The 1492-nt window shown below is 43.0% G+C and carries 3 protein-coding genes; 1 reads left to right on the top strand and 2 read right to left on the bottom strand.

Annotated features, from left to right (window positions below):
• The coding region (locus F6K49_RS48270) for a DUF4058 family protein (protein ID WP_293109765.1) at nt 1-478 on the bottom strand (478 nt) is incomplete at its 3' end.
• Nucleotides 479-567: 89 nt separating this feature from the next.
• On the opposite strand from F6K49_RS48270, the gene F6K49_RS48265 reads away from it, so the two are divergent.
• A complete protein-coding gene (locus F6K49_RS48265; RefSeq protein WP_293109763.1) occupies nt 568-780 on the top strand; it encodes a hypothetical protein in 213 nt (70 codons plus the stop codon).
• A gap of 203 nt (nt 781-983) precedes the next feature.
• On the opposite strand, the gene F6K49_RS48260 is transcribed toward F6K49_RS48265, so the two are convergent.
• Nucleotides 984-1352, bottom strand: a complete 369-nt coding sequence (locus F6K49_RS48260) for a hypothetical protein (protein ID WP_293109761.1) — start codon at nt 1350-1352, stop codon at nt 984-986.
• Between the last annotated feature and the right edge of the window lie 140 nt (nt 1353-1492).

Below are 1492 nucleotides of genomic sequence, written 5' to 3'. Positions count from 1 at the left end.
GACGTAGTAAATCTATTTCTACGAAATTTGTTTTACTATTTAAAATAAGCTGACGTTTGTTTTCATATTTTTTCCGACCTTCTCCTACATTTTTATTGATAGGAGAAATAATTTCAATAGCCGTAACAACTTTTCCTGTCCCAACTTTCCTAACTTCTAGATATCCTTGCTTAATAGTTTCTGTGAGAGCAAGTTCTATCGTTAAAGGTTCGGTAGGAGGCACTGCAACAGCTACATTAGACTCGGGAGCTCTGATAGTATTTTCAGAGCTTTTAGCAATGGCATTATCAGGAATACCAATAAGCGTGGACTTTTCTCCACTAGTTTCGTAGATTCGCACTTCTACCGCAACTACATATTTAGGGGCTAACTCTTGGTTTAATAACCGAGCAATTTCGGTAATTAGCCAATGATGTACGCTTGACCAATAGGCTGAATCTTCTAAATAGGGATTCATTCCAGGGAATGGTGAGGGCATGGTGATTTATACTTAAACTGACGGAGTAACACAGAAGCTAAGGGTGCATCTGATTAAAACTGTTTGACCCGGTGGGTGGAACGGGCATCTTGGTGGAATGGGCATCTTGGTTTGGTGGAATGGGCATCTTGGTGGAATGGGCATCTTGGTGGAATGGGCATCTTGGTGGAATGGGCATCTTGGTGGAACGGGCATCTTGGTGGAATGGGCATCTTGGTGGAACGGGCATCTTGGTGGAATGGGCATCTTGCCCGTTACAATCTTCAGACGGACTGTCCCAACACTGGCTACCGAGAAAATGAGGGCGAGCCTTTTGGTGGTGCGTTACGGGACGGGTTGTCCCAGGGGCTTGCGAGGCGGAAAATCAGGGCGAGCCCGTCCCTAACGCACCCTACGCACTCCTCAAAGTTAATTCTATGCCTAACCCACCCTACAAAATATAAGATTTTATTATCACCACCAGTACAGGAGAGCCAGATTTTCTTTCTCTAAAGTTTTTTGAACTTCATGTCTCAAAAGGAATTAACCTTTTCTCTTTTGTGTCCTTGAATAATGGGCTGTCAATCAACGCCTCGTCTTCTTTCTGACAAATATTGTTTGCTAAAGCACTCCCAGTTCCATAGCCAACAATATCTTGGAAGGGTTTGAGTTTCTTAACCCTGTCTAAGTCATAACTTGAATCTGCCTCAACAAATCGCATTACAAAAGCTCTTCTAGTTTCTATCGGCCCTTCCGTTAAAGGACAACTACGATGAATCACTTCTTTATCAAACAAAAGTGCATCGCCAATTTCAAAGTCATCGCTTTCTCCATAAGTGCTTAACATTGGCTCAACTTCAGGTGAGTTAGGAATAAAATAATCTAAGCGATCCATCTCCTCTCTAGATGGGTAAGCATTCAGGTGATGGGGTTGACAAAAAGGGAAGGATGAGTAGTAGTGTAGAACCATGGAAATCAAACCGCCAGCTACCCCAAATAGCTTTGAAGCTCTGGAACTGCTTCCCCAATCAGTTC

The organism is Moorena sp. SIO3I6, from assembly GCF_010672095.1.
The sequence above is the reverse complement of the archived record's forward strand: the minus strand, read 5'-3'. Positions and strand labels throughout refer to the sequence as shown.